Annotated in this window: 1 protein-coding gene; it reads left to right on the top strand. The window is 41.7% G+C overall.

Translation table 11 applies throughout. The annotated features are described in order from the left end of the window. Window positions 1-107: 107 nt before the first annotated feature. Window positions 108-758, top strand: a 651-nt coding sequence (locus tag AC3WR0_RS25390) for an IS30 family transposase (RefSeq protein ID WP_492554852.1), incomplete at its 3' end; no start/stop codon positions are given.

Raw genomic sequence — 758 nt, 5'->3', positions numbered from 1 at the left:
TGACAAATTGTATTATTAAGTGCGACATCTAGAAAATACAAAAAAACCCACACTCGCTTCGTGTAAAATAGAAGTTACCACACAACTTTTTTACATGGAGGACGAGTATGAGTTACACCCATCTTACCACATTTGAACGAGGGAAACTAGAAGCGCTTTGTAGTGCTGGTTTCTCTACCAGAGCCATTGCGAAGGAACTTGGCAGACACCACTCCACTATTGCACGTGAATTAAATCGTAATGTGGAGTTGGACCAAAAATACCAAAGCCAGATAGCCCACAACCAATATAAAAAGCGAAGGCAGGCTTGTAAACCAGCGGGCAAGTGGAATCCGAATTTAGCCAATCAAATAAAGGAAAAGCTGTATTTAACCTGGTCACCAGAACAGATTTCTTATGGCTTGTTAAAGGGTTCTATTTCGTTTAAGACTATCTATAATTGGCTTTACAAAGGTCTTCTTTCCATCCCGGATTTACTCGTTTTAAGGCAAAAGGGAAAGCGCCAAAAGCCTAGAGAAACCAGGGGCCGTTTTAATATTGGAACATCCATCCAACAACGTCCAAAAGAAATAAAGAAACGCGAAACCTTCGGTCACTGGGAGCTGGATTCAGTTGTCTCTGGCAGGGGGAAAAGTAAGGGCTGTGTTGCCACATTTATCGAACGGAAAACCCGTTACTATATTGCCGTATTGATGCCAGATCGAACCGCAGCTTCTATGGAAGAATCGATTAAACGGATATCTTCGTTATTCCCAAAA

The organism is Neobacillus sp. FW104-15D2 (genome assembly GCF_058790155.1).
The sequence above is the reverse complement of the archived record's forward strand: the minus strand, read 5'-3'. Positions and strand labels throughout refer to the sequence as shown.